The organism is Odoribacter sp. AF15-53 (assembly GCF_003479425.1).
GTDB lineage: Bacteria > Bacteroidota > Bacteroidia > Bacteroidales > Marinifilaceae > Butyricimonas.
The window spans coordinates 720,245-743,150 of record NZ_QUHC01000002.1 but is presented as its reverse complement, the minus strand read 5'-3'; the positions used below and the strand labels follow the sequence as shown (position 1 = coordinate 743,150).

Sequence of the window (22,906 nt, the reverse complement as noted above, 5' to 3'; positions counted from 1 at the left end):
GATTTATGATTTATCAAGAATAATAAGTCTGTTATTCGTGCTAATATTTTATTTCTGATTCATGAAATTGATACTGTGGCAGGCCACTATTCCGGCGGTCTCCGTTCGTAATCGGCTTTCGCCTAGGGTGACGGGGCTGAAATTTTGTTCTAGGGCAAGTTTTATTTCATTTGCCGAAAAATCACCTTCCGGGCCGATAAGGATCGTGATGTCCTGACCGGGAGAATATATTTCGTGAAGAGATTTTTTATTTCCCTCGTCACAATGGGCGATACATTTCAGCGAGTTTTCGTGATTTTTCACGAAACGGGAGAACTCCGTCATCGGGTGGAGCCGGGGAAGATAGGCTTTGAGCGATTGTTTCATGGCAGAAATAATCACTTTTTCAAGGCGATCCTCCTTGATGATTTTGCGTTCGGAGTGATCGCAAAGTAAGGGGGTGATTTCGTCTATCCCGATTTCGGTACATTTTTCAAGAAACCATTCGATGCGCTCGATATTTTTGGTCGGGGCGATGGCAATGTGGATGTGGAAATCCCTTTGTCCGTACTTTTCGACCTTTTCAATGCATTTCACCTCGCAACGTTTGGCGTTAGCCTGTACGATCTCGCATTGGTAAAAACCGCCTTTACCGTCAATGAGCGAAATCCGGTCTCCCGTTTCGAGGCGAAGGACTTTAACGCAATGTTTTGACTCTTCCTCGGGAAGCGTGTACTGGTCTCTTGTAATATCCGGCGTGTAAAATAAATGCATAAATCAGGATTTGATGATTGGTACAAAAATATATAATTGCCGGAGAATTTCCAATTCTCCTTTTGTGGGGAAAGTGTTTAATATATTTTTCTTTGTTTTTTTATTAAAATGATATATTTTTGTACAAAACAGCAAAATATGAGTGATGCTAAAACCATATTGTCCGCGTTTCAAATAAATGAGGGTGAAGGCTTTCAACTTCTTTATAATTATTGTTACCGTTCATTGGTTTATTTTGCAGATAGTATTGTAGATGATCCGGAGGCAGCAGAAGACATTGTGCAAGAAGTGTTTGTTGATTTTTGGATACATAAACGACATCTTTATATTTCGGGTAGTATTGTTGATTATATGTATAAATGCGTTCGTTTTACCTCGTTACGTTATTTGAAAAAGCAAAAGAAGCAACAACAAGTCTATACCAGTTTTGCCGCGGAGAGAGAAGAGGAGGAGACCGCATTTGAGGATTTGGAGACAGATAGGTTGGAATTCTTGTTTTCAATAATAGATAAATTACCCGAGGAGCGTCGAAAAATCTTTCTAATGGTTTCAGTTAAAAATATGAAGTATCAAGAAGTGGCTGATGTGTTGGGAATTAGTGTAAATACGGTAAAAACACAATTGGTACGCTCTATTCGTTTTTTGCGGGAACAAATTAATAATGATCTTTTTTTTACTCTTTTTTTCTTTTTGTTAGAAAAAAAGAGGGTTTAACTGTCACCTGTTTTGTTTTTTCTTGACAGTAGAAGAAAAATATGAAACAGGATGAGAATAATAGAAGAGATTTTAGCTGACTATTTAGCGGGAGAACCTTTGTCCAAGGAAGAGGCCGCTTTTTTGGAAAATCGCTTGATGCGAGACAAGGGAGATAAGGAGTTTGTTGAGTTTTGGAGGGTGTTAAGAGAAAGATATGCTGTAGATGAACGGATGGGAAAAGATTCTACTTTTGCTTATCGTTCAATATTAATGAAAATTCGGCGTAAATCCCGGTTTAGGAAGATGACGTGGTGGTCATCTGTTGCCGCGGGAATTATATTATTTGTGGGGATATTTTTCATGTATGATTATTTATTCATGGAAAATATTGATTCTAAAATTACTCACTTAACTTCAGGTAAGACGTATGCCGAGTTAAAATTGGATAATGGACAAATTATATCTCTTACACCTGATGTTCAGGATATTGTTCATGCGGACAGTTTATCTGAAATTACCAATACTGAAAATATGTTGGTTTATATTGCACGAGCACGGGAGAGCGGGTTAAAGTATAACACGTTGAGAATACCTGTTGGTGCCGAGTACAATCTTTTACTTGCAGATGGGACTAAGGTTTGTTTGAATTCCGGTTCGGAAATTCGTTATCCAGTGGTGTTTCAAGGGGACCAACGGGAAGTGTTCTTAACAGGAGAAGCTTTTTTTCAAGTTGCTCGTGATGAAACTCGAAAATTTGTTGTTCGTTCCGGTCAACAGACTGTGGTTGTATTAGGAACTTCCTTTAATATTCGTTCCTATTCACAGCAAGATTTTATAGCGACAACTCTTCAAGAGGGTGCGTTACAAATCCTTTTACCCGATACCACTTATCGAATGTATCCCGGTTCTCAAGTTGTTTTTGATAAAAAGACAAATGAGTCTTCTATCCGGGAGGTAAATTCCGAGTTGTATACATCTTGGAAAGACGGTTACTATTTTTTTGATCAGACATCATTGGAGGAGATTTTATCAACAATATCTCTTTGGTATAATTTGACCGTTGTCTTCGAAGACCCGGAAGCTAAAAGCTTGCTTTTTACGGGGCAATTGAAACGTTATGCGGATATTCAGTATCTGTTGAAAAAATTTGAAGATACGAATGCGGTCGAGTTTATTTTCAAGGAAAACAAAGTGATAATTAAAAATAAAACAAACCGATAATAAACATATTAGCGGTTTGTTGAAATGCGCTATACTTTCTCAAAACTTGCAGGTAACGGAATGTATAGCAGGTATAATAAATTAAATAACAAATTTATGAAAAAAAAGCGAATTGGCGTGTGGACAGAATGTTATGTCTTGTCGCGTAAAATGTTAATCTTTATGAAATTCTTGACGATTATTATGGTTTTAGCTTGTATGTCAGTGCATGCTAGGGGGTTATCTCAGGCGATGAAAGTCACGTTGGAGGTAAAACGAGTTTCGTTAAACAACTTTTTTCTGGAATTAAGAAAGCAGACGAACTGTGATTTCCTTTATAATTATAATTTGATAAAGGATAAACAAGTTAGTGTGAAGGTTGAAGAAAAAGAATTATCAAAAGTGTTGGACGAGATATTGCCCGGGTTGGGGTTAGAGTATTATTACGACAATAATGTGGTGGTTATTCGAGAGAAACCTCAAACTCAACAACAGCGGAAAGAACTTCGAATCAGTGGGATTGTTAAGGATAAAAAGGGGACATTGTTGCCGGGTGTGACTATTCTGATTAAAGGTACAACCGTGGGTACTTCTACCGGGCAAAACGGACAATTTGTTTTTACTATTCCCCAGAGGGATTCGGTGGTATTATGTTTTTCATTCATAGGAATGATTAGTAGAGAAGTGGAGTACAAGGGAGAAAAAGAGCTCGTTGTCGTGTTGGAGGAAGAGAAAAAAGTGATCGAAGAGGTTATTGTAACGGGATATCAGAAAATTCGAAAGTCTGAGATGGTGGGATCTACCAACACAATCTCTCGTGAAGATTTGTTTTATGACGGAACGAATAGTATAGAGCAAATGCTTCAGGGAAAATTACCGGGTACGGTAGTGATGAACACCAGCGGGTATGTAGGGGTGCGTCAGAAGGTACGAGTACGAGGAACCTCGACGTTGTTAAGTAATCCGGAACCGGTGTGGGTGGTTGATGGGATCATACAAGAAGATCCGGTGCCTTTTAATGTTCAGGAATTTGGAAATATGGCGGATAATTTTGATATGATCAAAGATTTCGTGGGGAATGGAATATCGTGGCTTAATCCAAATGACATTGAGAATATTACGGTATTGAAAGATGCTTCCGCAACAGTCTTGTATGGGGTAAAGGCTGCGAATGGGGTGATTGTGATTACGACAAAACGCGGCAAGAGTAGTGATGGAGAAATGTCGGTGAATTATAGCGGAGGGTTTGCCATAACGGAAAAATTGAATTACGATAAAATGAATTTAATGAATTCCAAGCAAAGAATTGACGTTTCTCGGGAAATTTATGAACGTCGGATACTAGGCAATAAAGTTTCGGATTTAGTGGGTTACGAGCATCTATTGCGGCTTTATTTGAATAAAGAGATTAGTTATTATGACTTTGATTCCGGTGTCAAAAAATTGGAGACGATGAATACGGATTGGATGGATATTTTGTACAGGGTCCCGTTTAGTCATAATCATAGCCTTAGTATTTCGGGTGGTAACAGTAAGGCAAATTATTACGCTTCTGTTAATTATAGAAAGACTTTCGGTATTGCCAAGGGAAATGAAAATGATAGCTATGGGGGATCGGTGAATCTGGATGCTCGGATTACCGATAAATTGAACATCAGCGTGCGATTGAGTGGGAGTGTCGCTTCTACGAAAGCTTTTTATCAAGTAGATCCTTATACTTACGCGATTCAGACATCCCGGGCTATTTCGCCTTATGACGATAACGGGAAATTGTTTTTTTACCCGATGAACGGTGCGCTTTCATTCAACGTGCTGAACGAGTTGGATGAGACAGGGAACAGTAATGAAACCCGGAGTTTAAATGTTAACGTGAATCTCAATTGGGCGTTGGCACCTGGAATTCGTATTGAAAGTCTTTTCGGTTTGAATACCAGTAATATGACGGGTGAGTCGTATGCTTCTGAAAATACGTATTACATTGCAAGCATCCGGGGATATGACAAAGGTGGGGCTGAATTTGGATCAGATAGTTATAAACAATCCCCGTTGCCTCATGGTGGAGAGTTGAATACGACAGAAACGCATAATACGTCCGTGACTTGGCGAAATAGCCTCACGTATAATCAAGTGTTTGGTTTGCACCGCGTGGGAGCTTCTATCGGGCAAGAGCTACGCACTTCTGTAAATAAAGGATCACAGGCAACCACGTACGGTTATTTCCCGGAGAGAGGAAAAGGGATTACTCTGCCTGACCGGACGATAATGCAAAGGCAGTGGTTAGGAACGGGATGGGGAGACGTGGCAATACCTAATCCTATTTATGATAAAATGGTTTCTAAAATAACGGATACCAAGTCTAATGTAATTTCGTTTTATGCCACGGCAACATATTCATTTGCAGAACGCTATGTGCTCACGGGGAGCGTGCGGACGGATGCCTCCAATCGCTTCGGGCAGGATAAGAGAAATCGTTTTTTACCAGTATGGTCCACCGGTATTCGTTGGAATGTTCATAACGAACCTTGGTTGGAAGGACAAAGTATATTGAGTGAATTAAATATTCGTTTATCTTACGGTTGGCAGGGGAACGTGGCCGAGAATTTCGGACCGGATTTGATTGCTTCAATTCCTGAAAATGTCGTTCATCCGATTACGAAAGAATACCAGTTGGTTATTAAGACATTACCCTATGCTGATTTGAGATGGGAAAAGACGAAATCCATTAACTTGGGAGTGGATTTAGGTTTGTTGAGTAATCGTTTCACGGGAACCGTCGAGTATTATGAAAAACGGACGGAAGATATGATTATCATGAAAGAGGTGCCTTGTGAGTTTGGGACGGCTTCCATGCCGATAAATGGAGGAAAAATGATGAATCGCGGTTTGGAACTGTCATTGAATGGGACCTTGATACGTTCAAAGAATGTCACTTGGAGCTTGGGATTAAACACGTCTAAAAATTTTAATAAACTCGAAAGTTCTGTTATTTCAAATAATAATTGGGAAACTGCGGTAAGCGGTAATTTCCATAAGGGGGGATATGCCGTGTCTTCGTTCTGGGTGTTTGATTACGCCGGATTGGACTCGGAATACGGTTACCCGTTGTTTAATATACCTACTCGGGAGGAAAATCCCGATATCGTGAATGATCCGACGACATACATGATATATGCCGGAAAGTTGGAGCCGGATTTCACCGGAGGACTGAATACGGTTTTCCGTTATAAAACGTTCTCGCTTTCAGCTTCATTTAACTTGAGCTTGGGAAATAAGCGTTTCTTGAATAAATTATTTGCCGGGGAAGGGAACACGAAAATGGCTATGTTGCATTTACCCAGCCCTTACTATAATCTGTCAAAAGAGTATGTAAATAGATGGCGTAAACCGGGTGACGAGGCATTTACTGATATCCCGGCTATCCCTTCATTGGATGCGGCACAGATACCGGATCCGTCAACGATAGATTTGGATTGGAGCCAGCAGAGACTACTTTATGCTTACGAGTTATATGACAATTCTAATGTGCGGGTAGTAAATGCTTCTTTTTTGCGGTGCAACAACCTCTCGTTGTCTTACAGCTTGCCTGATCGCGTTTTGCGTTACTTGGGCGTGAAGTCTTTATCCGTGAATGGCTCTGTAAGCAATCCTTTCATGATCGTGAGTAAAGGGTATAAAGGAGTGGATCCGGAGGTGGCCACGGGAAAGCAACCGATTACCAAAACGTATTCTTTGGGTATAAATGTAACTTTTTAATTTGATGGTTATGAATAAGATATATTATGTTTTAATGATATTGGCACTTTTGATGACAGGAGGTCTGTGTGGGTGTGAAGATTTTTTGGAAGAGAGTAGTCAAGATGAAATGCGGCCCAGTTCCGTGGATGATTTGAAAGAATTGATGATGGGGGGTGTGTATCCGGCTGGTGTTTCTTTCCATAATTATCTGGAATTAATGACAGACGATGCGGAAAGTTCTTTTACTAATTTGGAACTTGCGATTACGGCCATTAAACGTTACGAAGGACCTTTTACTTGGCAAAAGAATATGTATGAACTTATGGAAAGCAATGGATTGGGAAGTAGTGTGAAAACTTATGAACATTATTTTAGCCGTATTATGGGATGTAATACCGTGTTAGATCAATTAGATAAAGTGAAAGGAGAGGAGGACGACAAATTGAATGTACGGGGACAGGCGTTAGCCATGCGGGCGTGGTTCTATTTCATGCTCGTAAATTTATATGGACAGCCTTATAATGCTGAAGGTGTGGATATCGAAAAGACTCCCGGGCTGCCTTTGTTAATATCATCTACTGTAAAAGACGATCCGCTTCCACGGGTGTCGGTGGCAAGAATTTATCAACAAGTTGAGGAAGATCTTTTGGAAGCGCTTCCCATGTTAGAAAAATACGGGAAGGAAAATTCTAAATACAAGGTGACAGATATGTTTGTTTACACGCTTCTTTCCCGGATGTATTTGTACATGGAAAAATGGGAAAAAGCCGAGGAGTATGCTTCCAAGGCCCTCGAGAAAAATTCAGAGCTGATTAATCTTGCTCGGTATGCGGATGGGGGTGTTTTCACGGATGGAGTGTACGGATTAAATAGTCCGGAGGCGATATGGTATGGCTATGGTAATGATAATGAATACGAATCATATGATTGGAGTGGTTTCTGGCGTTATCGGAGTTACTGGGCTTCGGCGGAGTTGAGAGAATTGTATGATTACCAGGATGACACGTGGGATAGAAAGGATTTGCGTTACCTGTTTTATTTCTCTTGGGCCCCGGTTCAATCGATTTATCCCAATAAAGGAATCACTTGGGGGGAGAAGAAAAGCGGTTCTTCGGCCTTGTCCAGTCAATGCGTGAAAGGAATGCGTGTGGCCGAGTTGTATTTGAATCGTGCGGAGGCTTACATACATATGGGCGATGAGAAATTGGCATTGGACGATTTGAACGAGTTGCGTCGCCACCGTTATGACACGCGTAATGTGGCTTATCAGCCTGTGAGCAATTTGACAGGGGAAAATTTGTTACAGTTTTGTAGAGACGAACGTCGGCGGGAATTGAATTTCGAAGATCATCGTTGGTTTGATTTGCGGCGATATGGTATGCCGCGGATTGAGCATGTATTTCGCTCGGATGTCGATCAAGTTCCGCAAGTGTTCGTGTTGGAAAAAGGAGATCCCCGGTATGTGTTTGCAATTCCCGATTATATTTTAACCCGGAATCCGGCATTGGTTCCTAATCCTTGAATAATGAGATTATTTTATATGAATGATGAATACTAAAAATAAATGATAATTATGAAATTATTAAAACAAATATTGATTTTATCCTTGATCACGTGGGGATTTATGGCATGTGATCGGGAATCGGCCTTGACTCCTTCGGGACCGGAAAATGTTTATGGAGATCCGACTCTACCGCAGGGAAATCATGATTATGATAACACAATTATGGATTGGTTCAAAAAATACAATACCTTATTTTTGTACAAATATGTTCCCCATGATCTTTATTATGGAGGGAATAGCTATTTGGGGGGTACTTATGATCCCGTTAAGGACACGACGGCAGCGGGGACAAATGCTCAAAATTATACGGGGTATTTTGATGTCCCGGCAGATGAAGATTATGTCGGTTTCCAACTGAAGTTATTGAATGATACTTGGTTGAAGTTTTATTCGGATGAATTTTTGCTGAAATTCTTACCGAAAAAAGTTTTTTTGTTGGATAGTTTATATTGGAGTTACAGTAAAAAGGGACGACCTGACATTAATTGGTGTACGGCGTGGTCGGGAAGTGACTTTATTGCTGTCACCGGAGGGGGAGAGCGGGTTATAGAAATGACCCCGGAAGAAAAAAGAGTGTATTGCGATGAAGTGAATGCCGTTTTTATCGGTGTCATAATGGAAAAAACAAATAGTGACGATATTCCGGAGGCATTTGCTTCGGTTACCGATTATGATTATCCCAATTTGTTTAGTGAATACAAAGAATATGGATTAGTGGATCCGTGGAAGAGAAACAAGAAAGATGATTGGGGGGCATTTTTGAAGATTATTATGCAAAACTCATACGAACAGTTGACCTCGGCTGATGGAACGAATCGGAATAATTATTTGCATCCTAGCTTTGACGTGAATGGATTGATAAAGAAAAAATATGATGTAATGATAGCGTATTTTAAAGCGGAATATGATCTTGATCTTCAAAAAATAGGAGATGCCGTATTTAAGTGATAGTTCCCGAGTTTATTAAAATGTGTTGAAAATATGAAGATGGCCGTCTTGTGAGCTCTTTTACAGGGCGGCCTTTCCAAAAAGAGACGTGCATGAAACAAAATAGAGGTTTGGTATTTATTACATTTTTATCTGTACTGATGATATCGTTTTTTATATCATGCAGTAAAGATGAAGAGGCATGGCTTGAGGTGGATACATTAAATGTATCCGTGTCGAACGACGATAATGCAGTCGCGTTTACGGTTAACTCTAATGTTCAATGGACCACGAGCCAAAGTGGAAATTACACGTTTAACGTGACACCTTCTTCGGCAGCATCCGGTAGTACAACCGTATCCGTGTCGGCTCCTGTAAACACGACAGCTTCTGCTCGCGAAGCTGTTTTAACGATTCGTGGCGGGGGTGTCGTTAAAAACGTGAATTTGATTCAACCGTCTGTCACTTTCTCTATTATTCCGGATCAACTGGAGATGGAAAACTCGGAGAGTAGCAAGACATTCCTGATCACTTCAAATGCACCTTGGACGATTGTTACTGACAATCTTCCGGAATGGATCAAGTCGATTCAACCCTCAAGCGGGAATGGAAATGGAGAAGTTACGGTTACGGTTTATGAGAACAAGAATCGTAAAGAAAAAAATAGGCATGTGTTAAAGATCCGGAGTGCAGGAAGTTTAACAACATTTGCGATTGAACAGGCTCCGGCTTTGAATACCCCTCCGACGGCACCGACGGGGCTTGTACCGGAAAAAGGAGCTACGGGAGTTTCGGTTCTTCCTTTGTTCCGGTGGAATGCCTCTACGGATGCCGAGGAAGATGAAATTAGTTATACCGTATCGTTTTCAAAAGATCAAATTACTTGGACTCATATTCCGGCAGGAATGAATTTGAGTGTCATCGCGAATAGTAGTTCGGGATTGTTAGAAGCGAATACGAAGTATTATTTTAAAGTGACGGCCGACGATGGTTACAACGAGGGAACGACAGAATCGGAAGTCGTGACGTTTACTACCGGGGAACGGGATGTGTATGGGGACGGAGATTATCTCGTGTACCAGAAGAGCAGTAAACCGAACCCGATTAAATTGGTTTTTACGGGAGATGGTTATTTGGCGGAACATTTTAGATATGGCGGATTGTTTGACCAAGATGTTGACGAGGGGATAGAAGGGTTGTTTTCTATCGAACCGTATAAAACTTATCGGGATTATTTTACCGTGTATAAAGTTGCGGCATATTCTCGGGAAGAGGGTATTACGAATAAAACGGAAAATGTCAAAAAGAACACCGTCTTCTCTTGCGTGATGGAAGGAGGAGGGGCCACGGATATATCTTGTAATACTGATAAAGTTTTTTCTTATGTATTGAAAATACCGGGAATGACTAGTGATGATTTGAAAAATAATTCGATTGCGGTTATTATTAATGCGGACGTGTACGCCGGGACTTGTGTTATGTGGAATGATGGCAGGAGCATCGGGATGGTACCAGTACACAAATCGGCAAAACGGAATGAAAGATTTGTGAACCTGCTCTGTCACGAATACGGGGGACATGGATTCGGACGTTTGGCTGACGAATACTGCTACTATGATGATATGCTCCCGAACGATCAAAAAGATTACCTGCAAACATTTCAAAAATATGGTTATTACTTGAATCTTTCCGTGACATCAGATGAGGAACGGGTTCCGTGGAAAAGTTTTATGGGACGACAGGACTATGCTCATGTGGGGATATTTACCGGAGGTTTTCTTTATCGAAAGGGAGTGTGGCGAAGCGAGCAGATCAGTTGTATGGATGATAACAGGATGTATTTTAATACACAAAGCCGTTATTTGATCTACGAGAGAATTATGAAAGTGGCTGGGGAGACTCCTTCCGTGGAAGAATTCATTGCGAATGATGTGGAGAAAACGGATCATACTGCCGTCGGAATAAAAGTTTTAGATCAAGTCCCGTATGATTTCAAGCCCTTGGCTCGGCCTGTTATGATTAAAGTGAAATAAAACAGTGATTCTATAATTTTTTATGAACAAGGGGAAAAAGTGGTTTGACCGAAAGAGTAGCTGAAACATTGATATGAATAAACTGATAATATATTTTAATATTTTGTTTATCGGTAAGGGAATTCATGTTTTGGAGGAAATCTATAATTGATAGGCACGTGACGTTTAGTATAAAAGCACCATTTGAACCTGGATATAAGGTAAAAATGGTGCTTTTTATTGAAACTATTAACTATCGTTCTAACCGTAATAGAGGGAATGTTAATCCTCCTCTTCTTTCTCTTCTTGATAAGCTTTCAGTAATTCCTCCTGAACTTCGGATGGAACTTTCTCGTAACCGGAGAAATTCATCGAGAAGGATGCGCGCCCACCCGTGATAGAACTTAACGCTGTCGAGTAACGTTGCATTTCTTTCAACGGTACTTTCGCCATCAACTTCTGGAACCCGGAGTCGGCTTCCATACCCATGATAATAGCTCTACGGGTTTGCAGGTCACCCATCACGTCACCCATGTATTCGTCCGGAACGAGCACTTCCACGTCGTAGATCGGTTCCAGAATCTTCGGGGAAGCTTGTTTGAAGGCGGTACTGAACGCGTGTCTTCCGGCGAGCTTGAATGAAATTTCGTTTGAATCTACCGGGTGCATCTTCCCGTCGTACACGCTGACGCGAATATCGCGGGCATATGATCCGGTAAGCGGGCCTTCTTCCATTTTCTCCATGATCCCTTTCAGGATGGCAGGCATGAAGCGGGCGTCGATCACACCACCCACGATACAGTTGTAGAACACGAGTTTACCACCCCACGGTAAATCAACGATTTCTTTATCTTTCACTGAGACTTTACTATCAACGCCGTTGATCTTGTACGTGGTCGGGTCGGGCATGCCTTCCGTGTATGGCTCGATAACCAAATGTACCTCACCGAATTGTCCGGCTCCACCGGATTGTTTCTTGTGGCGATAGTCCGCGTAAGCGTATTTAGTGATCGTTTCCCGGTACGGGATTCTTGGCGGGTAATATTCGATACCCAGTTTATCATTGTGTTCGATCCGCCATTTCATGGTGTTCAGGTGGAATTCACCTTGTCCGGAAACGATCATCTGTTTCAATTCCTTGGAATATTCCACGTTGAACGTCGGGTCTTCTTGATGAATACGTTGTAAAATCTCGGCCAGTTTTTCCTCGTCAGCCGTGTTGGCGGCTCTTACCGCGGTTCTGAAACGCGGGTTCGGGTACTGGATTTTGCCGAATTTATAATGCACGTCTTTTTCGTTGAGCGTGTCACCGTTGTCTGTGTTTTTCAATTTCACGGTAGCACCGATATCCCCGGCCATCATTTCGGTCACCTTGGTACGGTTTTTACCGGCAACCGCGTATAACGTGGAAATACGTTCTTTCCCGTCATTGGTAGCGTTATATAAATCGTCACCCTCGTGAACCGTTCCGGAGGCTACTTTGAAATAAATCACTTCGCCGAGGTGGGGTTCCACCGTGGTATTAAACATGTATAAAGAAGTCGGGCCTTTCTCGTCGTAGGGAACTTCCACGCCATCTTCGGTAACGGAGGGGGGCATGCTTCCGGCACTCGGGGCCACGTTGATCACGAATTCCATGAAACGGCGTACGCACATGTCTTTTTCAGCCGAAACGCAGAACACGGGGAACATATCCCGTGCGATAAGTCCTTTGCGGATTCCAGCACGCATTTCGTCTTCCGTGAGACTGCCTTTGTCGAAAAATAATTCCATCAAATTCTCGTCATTTTCCGCCGCAGCCTCGATCAATGCGTTGTGCAACTCGTTGGCTTTCTCTTCTTCTTCCTTGGGAATGGGGAGTACGTCCGGTTTTCCACCTTCCGGTTTCCACTGGTACATCTCCATTTTCAAGACGTCGATTACCCGGTTAAAACCAAGCCCCGGGTTCACGGGATATTGTACGAGCACCACCTTGGAACCGAAAGCTGCCTTGGCTTGTTCCACCGTGTGATCGAAATTTGCTTTCTCGTGATCCACCTGGTTAATAACGAAAATGAGCGGTTTGTTTAGTCGTTTGGCGTGACGGCTGATGATTTCGGTACCGACTTCAACACCTCTGACGGCGTTAATGACCATTACTCCTGTATCAACAACGTTCAGCGCAGAGATAACTCCTCCGACAAAATCGTCTGCTCCCGGGGTGTCAATGAAGTTGAGCTTATGCTCTTTCCACTCCGTGTATAAAACAGCCGGGAATACTGATGATCCGTATTCCTGTTCTACCGGACGGTAGTCGGATGAAGTGTTTTTTGCACTAATGCTACCTCTGCGCGGGATGACCCCGCCCTCATACATCATGGCTTCCGCTAACGTGGTTTTGCCGGAACCGGCACTACCCACGAGCGCGATGTTTTTAATTTCGTTAGGTTTATAGGTTTTCATTATAATACGATTTAGATTAATATTGTAAACGTATATAACTCTTCGAATAATTCGAGGGTTACAAATTAGTGAAGATTTTATAAAAAAACAATAGTAAACGTCATTCTTGACGAAAATAAATGTGTAAAGCTAGCGTTAGTATTTTTTATGGGTTATTCTTTAGGGTGGTGGCGTGCTTTTTGTATATATTTGAAATGAATTTTAATTATAAATTTTTATGGCAGGATTACCTTTAATTTGGATTATATTTATTGGATTTACTTTGTTAAGTTGGCTGGTGAGCAATCAACTGCAAAGTCGTTTTAAGAAATACTCTAAGATCCCTACCGCCAACGGGATGACGGGGCGTGACGTGGTGGAGAAAATGTTGCGGGACAACGGGGTGCAGGGTGTGAAGATCGGTAGCGTGGAAGGACAATTGACCGACCATTATAACCCCACGAACAAGACGATTAATTTGAGTCACGAAGTATATTATGGTGCCAATGTGGCAGCCGCAGCCGTTGCTGCACACGAATGTGGTCATGCTTTACAACATGCACAGGCGTATAGTATGTTGCAATTGCGCTCGGCACTGGTACCGGTGGTAAGTTTTGCTTCTCATTGGGTGCAATGGGTTTTGTTGGCCGGGATTGTTTTGTCTGAGATGTTCCCAAACTTGTTGTTGATCGGGATTATCCTTTTCGCCATGACAACGTTGTTCAGTATCGTCACGTTGCCCGTGGAGATCGACGCCAGCCACCGGGCATTAGCTTGGTTGCGCAACTCCGGTATCACGACCTACGAATCGCAGGAGAGTGCCAAGGATGCGTTGAAATGGGCCGCGTATACTTACGTGATTGCCGCGCTTTCTTCTTTGGCTACCTTGTTATATTATATCATGATTTTTATGGGTAGAAGAGATTAACATGGTTTGAATAAATGATAAGGGGCTTGCGCCCCTACTGGCGTGAACTCGGGATGATGTCTCGGGTTCACGTTTTTTTTGCGGGTATTCGTGGATACCCTGATCGAGTTTTATCCTGTTCATGTAAAGTTACTATCTGAATTCGTTATGAGTACTTTATGACTACCTGATAAGTAGTTATTAAAAACTTTTAGATACCTAATAAATAACCTTTATAAACCTTATTATAATAGGGTTCATATAGGGTTCGTATAGGGTTGCTATAAGGTTCATGAAGGTAGTGATACACTAGTCATCAATAATTAAATCTCTATTCAAGTACTAAATCATATTGTAGTGTTCTTTTTTAGTTTCCGTTGTAACCGTTTTGTAAACAGAGAATTATCGGGAGAGGTGATGCGGTATGATAAACCGTACGGATATGAAATACGTGACGACACGGGTGAGGCGCTCGTGTCTGGAAGTAAAGATTTCGGTAGGTGATATATACAAGGAGCCGTTTTACTGGTGTGTTAATGATAAGTTTGTTGGTAAATAACGAGAACGGGTTATTAATTGGATATTTCGGAATAAAACGCTACATTTGTATAGAACATCCTAAATAAGTTATATCCATGGAACAGAATGACAAGTATATTCGTTTTGATTGGGCGATCAAACGATTGTTGCGGAATAAAGTGAACTTCGGGGTACTTGAAGGGCTTCTGACCGTGCTACTCGGTAAGGAAATCCATATTCTTGATATCCTTGAGAGCGAAGGAAATCAACAATGTGAGGAGGATAAGTTTAACCGGGTGGATATCAAGGCTCGAAATAGCGAGGGAGAGATTATTATTGTTGAAGTACAGATTACTCGTGAGCTTTATTTCCTCGAACGTATTCTCTATGGTGTGGCGAAAGCGATAACTGAACATATTGAACTGGGACACGTGTACTCGGAGGTTAAAAAAGTGTATTCTATCAGTATCCTTTACTTTGATATTGGTAAAGGTGATGATTACTTGTATCATGGTCAGAATTCCTTTGTGGGTGTTCACACGGGTGATCTTCTTCAAGTGACAACGAAGGAAAAGAATGCCCTTGTGCGGAGGTTGCCGTCGGAGATCTTTCCCGAATATTTTTTGATTCGGGTAAATGAATTTGACAAAGTAGCGGTGACCCCGCTTGAGGAATGGATTGATTATTTGAAAAATGGTCATATTCGTCCTGACACGAAGGCGCCCGGGTTAGCTGAAGCTCGTCAAAAGTTGGTTTATTATAATATGGATAAGGCGGAACGTGAAGCTTATGATCGTCACGTTGATGCGATCATGATCCAGAATGACGTGCTTGATTCTGCCAAGTTTGAAGGATTAGTGGAGGGAAGAATGGAGGGAAAGATAGAAGGGAAGATAGAAGGAAAGATAGAAGGAAAGATAGAAGGAAAATTGGAGATCGCTAGGACGATGAAAATAGATGGCATGTCGATAGATGTAATAGCTAAATATACGGGAATATCTCCGGCTGAAATAGAAGCATTATAATTTTAGGCATTGGCTAACAGGAGTTAAGTGAGGTTTTAGAAGATATTGTTGAACAAGAATAAAGCCTGATTTGTCGAAAATGTCAAACGTGGCGAAGTTAAAAGAAGCTGTTGATTTTTTTCAACAGCTTCTTTATTTTAATGTTATCCTTTTACTTGAAAGCTTCCTTGATTTTTTCGATGTAGTCGAGTTTTTCCCAAGTGAAGAGTTCTACTTCCGTTTCGAGGGTTGGCCAATAGTTTGAGGTAAATACCTTTTTCACGGTTCTGGGGGTACGTCCCATGTGGCCGTAGCTGGCTGTTTCCTGATAGATCGGGTGACGGAGTTTCAAGCGATCTTCGATAGCTTTCGGACGCAGGTCAAAAATGGATGAAATCTTTTCGGCAATAACGGCATCGCTCAGGTTTACCTTGGCGGTTCCGTACGTGTTGACGAAGACACCCACGGGTTTGGCAATACCGATGGCGTAGGAGATTTGGATCAATATTTCGTCGGCGATCCCTGCCGCTACCATGTTTTTGGCGATATGACGAGCCGCGTAAGCCGCGGAACGATCCACTTTTGACGGGTCTTTCCCGGAGAAAGCTCCTCCCCCGTGAGCTCCTTTGCCCCCGTATGTGTCAACGATAATCTTTCTTCCGGTGAGTCCCGTGTCTCCATGAGGGCCACCGATCACGAATTTCCCGGTAGGATTCACATGAAGGATGAGGTCTTCGTCAAATAATGCTTGTACTCGTGCGGGGAGTTGGCGTTTCACTCTGGGGAGTAAAATGTTGATAATGTCCCAGCGGATTTGATCCACCATCTGGGCGTCGGCTTCCAGTTGTGCTTCCGGTGTGGGTGCCGTGGCTTTTACAAACTCGTCATGTTGAGTGGAGATCACGATCGTGTGTATCCGGGCGGGTTTGTTGTCATTCCCGTATTCGATTGTTACCTGTGATTTGGAATCCGGACGCAGGTAGGTCATTTCCTGTCCCTCTTTGCGGATTTGTGCCAGTTCGAATAGCAATAGATGCGATAGTTCAAGAGATAGCGGCATGTAATTATCCGTTTCGTTACAGGCGTAACCGAACATCATTCCTTGATCCCCGGCTCCTTGTTCCATGGGGTCTTCTCGAACGACACCGCGGTTGATGTCGGGTGATTGTTCGTGGATGGCACTCAACACGCCGCAACTGTTCCCGTCGAACATGTACTCGCTTTTCGTGTAACCGATCTGGTTAATTACTTCTCGGGCGATTTGTTGTACATCGACGTAAGTTTTTGTTTTGATTTCTCCGGCAATAACAGTTTGTCCGGTGGTCACTAGAGTTTCGCAAGCTACCTTGGCTTCCGGGTCAAAGGCGATGATTTTGTCAAGTACGGCATCGGAAATCTGGTCTGCCACTTTGTCCGGGTGACCTTCCGATACAGATTCAGATGTAAATAAATATCCCATAATTCATTTTAGATTTAAGGATTTTAGATTTTAGATTTAAAGATTTCGGATGTTTATCCCGGGAAATCGTAAATCGAGAATCATAAATCGTAAATTAAACTATAGGAAAGTACATGGATGGTTGAATTCAGAATTAAATATGCATTTTAGCGCTTTTTTTCCGTGGTTGCAATCAGCCAAATCTTTCCACTTTTTTCGGGGGCAAAGGTAAGTATTTTATTTGAATAGACAAGGGTGAAATGGGGTCCTTAGATTTATTATACATTTAATTTTAAATGTAGTGTGGTAGATTTTTATCTGTAAAAGATGTGGGTAATTGAATAGAGAAAGTATTTCAAATGTATGTTTTTTTATTTGAATTTGGGTTAAATATGAAAAAGGATTTATATTTGTGTTGTAAATGTGAGATAACTTAAGGTCCTATGAAAAGTAAGCAAAAGATACGTGAGGAAGATTTATTTCATGATTTGTTTATGGATTATTATCCATCTTTACTTTCTTTTGCACGCTATTACGTGGAGAATGAAGCTATCGCGGAGGATCTGGTGCAAGATGTATTTGTGAAGATGTGGGAATTGCGGGAGCAATGGGAGAAGGTGGAAAATTTTTCGGCTTATGTTTATCAAATGGTGCGTTTCCGGTGTTTTAATTATTTACGAGGAGAGAAATTGAGGGTGGAGATGATGCGTTCGTACAGGGAGGAAAAGGTGGATATCATGGAAATTAACCAATATATCGAGGAAGAGATTTTTCGATTGGTGAATCAAGTTGTGGATACGCTACCTTTGATGTATAAACAGGTGATTACTTTAACGTTGGAGGGATACCGGGTGAAGGAGATTGCCGAAAAGTTGAATGTCGGCGAGGAAACGGTGAAGAAGCGAAAGCAGGTTGCCAAGCAGGTGTTGAAAGAAAAGTTAGGAAAATTGTATCTTTTTTTATTTCCCTTGATTTGATATTATGATATTGATAATGAGTTATTTGTTGGCGCTAGGTGGGAGGGTGAAATGTTAAAATGAAAAATAATTAATATTTTTAATACCTATTTTTATTTTTGATGTGTCGTATAAGTAAAATTTAGTAATACGGCATGTTTGAAAATTATTCAAAAGTGGTGGTGTTGCTGGTGAAAGCACTGCAACAGGAATTAACGGTAGAAGAGGAAGAGAAGGTTCGGGCTTGGAGGGAAGCGTGTGAAGAGAATGAGGCGTTATACGCGAAGGTGATGTCTTTTGAGTTTGTGAAAATGAAGACAGAACAGCGGGAACGTGCGAATTCCGATGATGCCTATATGCAGGTAAAAAAACGTTGCAGGAGGCGTTTGCAGGTGCGAAGGTGGCGTAATGTGTCCGTGGCGGCCGCTTCAATACTCTTGTTTTTTGGGGGATGGTTTTATTCCGAGACGAATTTGTTGTCGAATTTTGATAATGTGATGGAGAAGGATTCAGAAATCATCGTGTCTGGTTCGAAGGCTGAGTTGATTTTATCCGGTGGCGAGCGTATGATATTGGGTAAGGGACAGTTGGATTCGGTTTGGATGCATGAGGGTATGGAAGTTCATTCGACGGAGGACCGCGTGAGTTATGTCGGTGAGAGGCCGTGTGGGAAGGAGGGACAGCCGGTAGAGTTACAATACAATATATTGCGGGTGCCACGAGGTGGGGAATATTCTGTGGTGTTGGGGGATGGCACGTTGGTTTGTTTGAATTCGGAATCGGAATTACGTTATCCCGTGCGGTTTGATTCTGAGGAGCGAAAAGTGTTTTTACGGGGAGAGGGTTTTTTCGAGGTGACGGAAGATCCGGAACATCCGTTTGTGGTAGAGGTGGAGAATGCCAGGATTGAAGTTTTGGGAACCACTTTTAACGTGTGCGGTTATGCCGCGGAAGAGCGGGTGGTGACAACGTTGGTAGAGGGTATGGTGCGTTTGTCGTCGGAAAGTCAAAGCGTGATATTGGTCCCGAACGAGCAGGGGGTTCTGGATAAGGATGGGCATTTGACCAAGGTGGAGGTGGATGTGTTTCCCCATGTTGCCTGGCAAAAAGGACAATTGGTGTTTCGGCAGCAGCCCCTTGAGCGGGTGATGCAGGTGGTTTCCCGGTGGTACGACGTGGAGGTCGTGTTTAGAAGCGAGAAGGCGAAAAAGATTTCATTCACGGGAAATATGCGGCGTTATGATGATTTTGAACAGATCGTGCGGATGCTGGAAAAAACTGGCGGATTGATTTTTAATATAGAAGGTAGGACGATTTATATAACCGAAAAATGAAAACAGTCATCGGGCCCAAGACTGTCTCGTGAAGCGGGGAGAAGACCGTTCGTTTGTTTAATTTAAATTTAAAAAAATGATAAAAATAGAACACGGAGCGCTTTTTAGCAGAAGCGGCTTGTGGGCGATATGTCAAAAGGTGATATTTGTCATCTTCTTGTCATCATCGTTCTTGACAAGAACGTACGCTCAAGAGGAAAAAATCTCTTTTGAGGTGCAGAATGCAAAATTAACGGAGGTTATTTCCATATTGGAGAAGTCGACGGGATATACTTTTTTGTACCAGGACGAGCAGGTGGCAGCGGTGAAGAATTTGACCTTTCGGTTTACGAACGAGAGATTGAGTGTTGTGTTGACGAAGTGTTTGGCGGGGACCAATTTGATATGGACGGTGGAGGATAAAACTATTGTGTTAAAAAGGGAGGAGAAGAGTCGTGAACAACAGCAACAAGTGAAATCACGAAAAGTGTCGGGACGCGTATTTGATGAAACTGGGCAGCCGTTGCCGGGAGTGACGGTTATGATCGAGGGGACAAAGTTGGGGACGACGACACGTGTGGACGGGGCGTACACGATCGAGTGTCATGATTCCAAAAATCTCACGCTATTGTATTCATTCATGGGAATGAAAAATAAGCGAGTTGTGGTTGGTGAAAAGAGTGTGATTGACGTGAAATTGGAGGAAGATGTGACGGAGTTGGAAGAAACGGTTATCACGGGTATATATACTCGTAATATCGAGACTTTTACCGGTTCCGTGTCAACGTTTAAAGCGGAAGATTTGAAGCAGATTAGTCCGCAAAGTGTACTTCGGAGTTTGAGTGTTTTGGACCCGTCGTTTATTATCACGGAGAACAGGGCGCAGGGGTCTAACCCGAATGCGATGCTGGATATCAGTATAAACGGTAAAATTAACGTGACGGATTTGTCGCAGGAATATAGCACGGATCCGAATCAGCCGTTGTTTATCCTGGATGGTTTCGAGACGACGTTGGAGGCGATTCAGGATTTGAATATGGACCGCGTGGAGAGTATTTCTATCTTGAAGGATGCTTCCGCCACGGCGATTTACGGGTCAAAGGCAGCTAATGGTGTGGTTGTGGTGGAGACTTTGAAGCCGAAACAGGGGCAGTTGCGTTTTTCTTACACGGGTAATTTTACCGTGGGATGGGCGGATTTGAGTGATTTCAATTTGATGAATGCAGCCGAAAAGCTGGAGTACGAGAAGTTGGCCGGGGCGTATAAGGATGCTTCCGGAGTCAATTTGGATGAGAACGGTGAAATTATCAACGAGTCTCAACGGGCACGTTATTACGCCCGTTTGAAGTTGGTACAGGAAGGGTATGACACGTATTGGATGAACGAGCCGTTGCGTAACGCTTTTACTCAGGGACATAATGTTTTTATTGATGGTGGAGACCGGACGTTTCTTTACGGGGTGGGGATTTCTTACAATAACACGCAGGGGGTGATGAAGAAGTCGAGTCGTGATGTTTTGAATGGAAATATCCGTTTGTCTTACCGGGTGAAAGATTTGTCGTTCTCGAATCAGACGATGATCGGGAAAACCAAGGCTGTTAATAATCCGGTGGATTTTTCATCGTATTCTCAAATGAATCCGTTTTATTCCAAACGTACGGTTGACGGGGAAGTGCCCAAGTACGTGTACCGGGAGAGGCTAGCCGGAGCCAATAATTATAATTATATTTGGAATCCGTTGTGGGATTACCAGCAAAAAAGTACGAACGAGACGGATACGTGGAGTATAACGAATAATTTCCAGATCGAGTACCGTTTGTTGACTTATTTCCGTGTTCGTGCTAATCTTCAATACCAGATGTCGAAGTCGGAATCCGAGCGTTTCCGTTCTCCGAACGAGACTTTTTTTGCCAAGACGGATGCCGATAAGAAGGGGACTTATATGAAAAATTCCACTTCAAATAGTTCGGTCACGGGACGTGTGAATTTAACATACGGTCGTTCTTTTGGAGACCACACGTTGAACGGGGTGGTCGGTATGCAGTTTGCCGATAAGAATCAGGAGTCTTACGGGTTCGGGGCTGAGGGGTATACTACCGATCAGTTTTCCAGTCCGAATTTTTCTTCCAGTTATGCAACCGGAAAGCCTAGTGCTTCGGATAGCAAGAACCGGAGCGTCAGTTATTATTGCAATTTGAATTACGCTTATAATATGCGTTATTTGCTTGATTTTAACTTGACGACTAATGGTGCGTCGCAATTCGGTATTAACGATCCGTTCACGACGACTTGGGCCGTGGGGGTAGGATGGAATGTGCATAATGAAAATTTCCTGACGGATAGCAGGGTGATCAATTATTTGAAGTTGCGTTATTCGTTGGGTAATCCCGGTAACCAGAATTACGATGCTAAGTTGTCGTCCAGTATTTACATGTATAATACTTCTTATTCGAATCCTTTCGGGTTGGCCGCCGCGGTGGAGACGTGGGGTAATAATAATTTGAAATGGCAACGCACGGTGACGCATAATTTCGGGCTGGATGTTCAATTTTTCAAGAGCCGTTTGAATGTGAATGTCGATTACCAGATGCGTGATACCGATCCGATGTTGGTGCGTATTGATATGCCGACTTCTACCGGAGCTTCGACTGCCCCGATGAACGTGGGGGCAACCGATAACCGTTCCGTTTCCGTGCGTATGACTTATTATTTGATTAAGCAACGGGAGTTTAACTGGTATTTTAGCGGTAATTTGAATCATAATACGACGAAGTATAAGAAGATTGGTAATTTGTTGCAGGAGTATAACGAACGGGGGCAGGCTAGCGTTTCTTTGTTGCGTTATTATGATAATGCCAGTACGACAGGTGTTTATGCCGTGCGTTCCGCGGGAATTGACCCGGCTACCGGTAACGAGATTTTTATCAAGAAGGACGGTTCATACACGTATGAATGGAAGCAGGAGGATGAGGTGTTGATCGGTGATAGTAATCCGAAGGTTCAGGGGGCCGTGCAGACTTCGCTGGTGTATAAAGGATTTTCTTTCGGGGCTTCGTTCTCTTACCGGGTTGGTGGTTTGACACAATTGTCAACGTTGTTTAATAAAGTGGAGAATATTAGTTCGGATCAGTTGAAATATAACCAGGATAAGCGGGCTTTGTATAGTCGTTGGCAGAAACCGGGTGATATCGCTCGTTTCAAGCGTATCGACGATACCAACTCGACGAAAATGAGTAGCCGTTTTATCGAGAAGGAGAATACTTTCTCTTGTAATTCGATCAATATCGGTTATCGTACGTCAACTGCCGAATGGTTGAAATATATCGGGGCTTCGGCGTTTAATTTCACGGCTTATATGAATGATATTTTCCGGATTTCTTCGATCAAGGAGGAGCGCGGAACCAGTTATCCGTTCGAGCGTTCGGTGTCATTCTCGATAGGGCTTAATTTTTAATTAACTT

14 protein-coding genes are annotated in these 22,906 nt (G+C 42.4%); 11 read left to right on the top strand and 3 right to left on the bottom strand.

Going from position 1 to position 22,906, the window contains the following annotated elements:
• Positions 1-48 precede the first annotated feature (48 nt).
• Positions 49-753 carry a 16S rRNA (uracil(1498)-N(3))-methyltransferase gene (locus DWW52_RS07500; protein ID WP_118714836.1) on the bottom strand — a complete coding sequence of 235 codons (705 nt, stop codon included), beginning with the start codon at positions 751-753 and terminating at the stop codon, positions 49-51.
• A gap of 138 nt (positions 754-891) precedes the next feature.
• On the opposite strand from DWW52_RS07500, the gene DWW52_RS07495 reads away from it, so the two are divergent.
• The 6 genes from DWW52_RS07495 to DWW52_RS07470 all read left to right on the top strand — a co-directional run bounded on the left by DWW52_RS07495 (position 892) and on the right by DWW52_RS07470 (position 10,908).
• Positions 892-1,467 (top strand): RNA polymerase sigma-70 factor, encoded by a 576-nt coding sequence (locus DWW52_RS07495; protein WP_158582516.1) that lies wholly within the window; start codon positions 892-894, stop codon positions 1,465-1,467.
• Between the two features lie 51 nt (positions 1,468-1,518).
• The gene (locus DWW52_RS07490) at positions 1,519-2,670 is read left to right on the top strand and encodes a FecR family protein (RefSeq protein ID WP_118714834.1); all 1,152 of its coding nucleotides are present in this window, start codon (positions 1,519-1,521) and stop codon (positions 2,668-2,670) included.
• A 96-nt stretch (positions 2,671-2,766) separates the two neighbouring features.
• A complete protein-coding gene (locus DWW52_RS07485; RefSeq protein WP_118714833.1) occupies positions 2,767-6,402 on the top strand; it encodes a SusC/RagA family TonB-linked outer membrane protein in 3,636 nt (1,211 codons plus the stop codon).
• 10 nt (positions 6,403-6,412) lie between these two features.
• On the top strand, positions 6,413-7,906 hold the full coding sequence (locus DWW52_RS07480; protein WP_158582515.1) for a RagB/SusD family nutrient uptake outer membrane protein: 1,494 nt from the start codon (positions 6,413-6,415) through the stop codon (positions 7,904-7,906).
• 51 nt (positions 7,907-7,957) lie between these two features.
• On the top strand, positions 7,958-8,896 hold the full coding sequence (locus DWW52_RS07475) for a hypothetical protein (protein WP_118714831.1): 939 nt from the start codon (positions 7,958-7,960) through the stop codon (positions 8,894-8,896).
• 92 nt (positions 8,897-8,988) lie between these two features.
• Positions 8,989-10,908 carry a M64 family metallopeptidase gene (locus tag DWW52_RS07470; protein ID WP_118714830.1) on the top strand — a complete coding sequence of 640 codons (1,920 nt, stop codon included), beginning with the start codon at positions 8,989-8,991 and terminating at the stop codon, positions 10,906-10,908.
• Between the two features lie 261 nt (positions 10,909-11,169).
• Here the strand turns inward: DWW52_RS07470 and DWW52_RS07465 are convergent, their stop codons facing one another.
• A complete protein-coding gene (locus DWW52_RS07465) occupies positions 11,170-13,329 on the bottom strand; it encodes a translation factor GTPase family protein (protein WP_118714829.1) in 2,160 nt (719 codons plus the stop codon).
• Between the two features lie 217 nt (positions 13,330-13,546).
• Between DWW52_RS07465 and DWW52_RS07460 the strand changes: the two genes are divergently transcribed.
• Together DWW52_RS07460 and DWW52_RS07455 are read left to right on the top strand one after the other, a co-directional pair.
• Positions 13,547-14,236: a zinc metallopeptidase gene (locus DWW52_RS07460; protein WP_118714828.1), complete on the top strand. Its 690-nt coding sequence runs from the start codon at positions 13,547-13,549 to the stop codon at positions 14,234-14,236.
• 614 nt (positions 14,237-14,850) lie between these two features.
• Positions 14,851-15,759 carry a PD-(D/E)XK nuclease family transposase gene (locus DWW52_RS07455; RefSeq protein ID WP_118714827.1) on the top strand — a complete coding sequence of 303 codons (909 nt, stop codon included), beginning with the start codon at positions 14,851-14,853 and terminating at the stop codon, positions 15,757-15,759.
• A 151-nt stretch (positions 15,760-15,910) separates the two neighbouring features.
• Here DWW52_RS07455 and metK read toward each other — a convergent pair whose 3' ends face one another.
• On the bottom strand, positions 15,911-17,197 hold the full coding sequence (gene metK / locus DWW52_RS07450; protein ID WP_118714826.1) for a methionine adenosyltransferase: 1,287 nt from the start codon (positions 17,195-17,197) through the stop codon (positions 15,911-15,913).
• Between the two features lie 422 nt (positions 17,198-17,619).
• Here metK and DWW52_RS07445 point away from each other — a divergent pair, with 422 nt between their 5' ends.
• From DWW52_RS07445 to DWW52_RS07435, 3 genes are all read left to right on the top strand, one after another.
• Positions 17,620-18,153: an RNA polymerase sigma factor gene (locus DWW52_RS07445; protein WP_118714825.1), complete on the top strand. Its 534-nt coding sequence runs from the start codon at positions 17,620-17,622 to the stop codon at positions 18,151-18,153.
• A gap of 134 nt (positions 18,154-18,287) precedes the next feature.
• The gene (locus DWW52_RS07440; protein ID WP_118714824.1) at positions 18,288-19,466 is read left to right on the top strand and encodes a FecR family protein; all 1,179 of its coding nucleotides are present in this window, start codon (positions 18,288-18,290) and stop codon (positions 19,464-19,466) included.
• Between the two features lie 76 nt (positions 19,467-19,542).
• Positions 19,543-22,899 (top strand): SusC/RagA family TonB-linked outer membrane protein, encoded by a 3,357-nt coding sequence (locus DWW52_RS07435; protein WP_118714823.1) that lies wholly within the window; start codon positions 19,543-19,545, stop codon positions 22,897-22,899.
• The last annotated feature ends 7 nt before the right edge of the window (positions 22,900-22,906 follow it).